General features: G+C 49.4%; 1 protein-coding gene. It reads left to right on the top strand.

Translation table 11 applies throughout. From position 1 onward, the window contains the following. Positions 1 to 1,072: group II intron reverse transcriptase/maturase (gene ltrA, locus ACTNDI_RS13955; RefSeq protein WP_441101568.1), on the top strand; the 1,072-nt coding region annotated here is incomplete at its 5' end. Positions 1,073 to 1,099: the final 27 nt, after the last annotated feature.

The raw sequence follows: 1,099 nt of genomic DNA, 5'->3' as shown, positions 1-1,099 counted from the left end.
GATACCCAAGGAGGAGAAAGGCAAGGTCAGGAAGTTAGGCATACCGTCGTGCGTGGACAGACTGATCCAACAGGCGATATCGCAGGAGCTGACACCCATCTTCGAGGAGCAGTTTTCAGACAACAGTTTCGGATTCCGGCCGGGAAGAAGTACGCATGATGCTATCAAGAGATGCAAGCAATTCGTTGAAGAAGGTTATGTGTACGTAGTCAGTATGGATTTGCAGGCTTACTTTGACACTGTCAACCATAGCAAGCTTATTGAGGTGCTGTCGAGGACAATCAATGATGGGCGTGTGATCTCACTGATTCACAAATATCTGAAGGCCGGGGTTATGGAAGATGGCGGGTTCCATCCAACGGAAGAGGGCGTACCGCAGGGTGGTCCGCTGAGTCCGCTGTGTGGAAACGTCATGCTAAACGAGCTGGATAAGGAACTGGAACGAAGAGGACACAGGTTCGTACGATACGCTGACGACTGCATGATTCTATGCAAGAGCAGGAAGAGCGCAGAGCGTACATTGGAAAACATAGTGCCATTCATAACGAAAAAACTCTTTCTGAAAGTCAATCTTCAAAAAACTACAGTGTGTCATATCAGCAAGGTGAAATACCTGGGATACGGTTTCTACCGCTACATGGGGAAATGCCGATTCCGGGTGCATCCGAAGTCGGTAGCGAAATTCAAGAACAAGCTGAGGATGTTAACCGCCAGAGGGAACAAATGGAGCAATCCGGTGAGGGAGAAGAAACTCAATGATGCTGTCAGAGGGTGGATAAACCATTTCCGGTATGCGGACATGAAGGGACTTATGGAGGAACTGGATGAGTGGCTACGGCACAGAATCCGGGCAGTGTACTGGAAACAATGGAAAGGAGTGCGAACGAGGTACAAGATGCTGAGAGCACTGCGTCTGCCAGAATGGAAGGTACGCGAAATGGCTAACTGTAGGAAGGGGACGTGGAGGGCGGCGTCGATGCTCAACTCAGCGCTCACCAAAACAATAATAGTGGACAGACTCGGATATCCATCCTTATCAGCCCACTATCTGAAAGTTCGTGTAAACTATTGAACCGCCGTATACCGAACGGTACGTACG

The sequence above is a fragment of the Bilifractor sp. HCP3S3_D3 genome (assembly GCF_052063915.1).
Classification (GTDB): Bacteria; Bacillota; Clostridia; order Lachnospirales; family Lachnospiraceae; genus Bilifractor.
The sequence above is the reverse complement of the archived record's forward strand: the minus strand, read 5'-3'. Positions and strand labels throughout refer to the sequence as shown.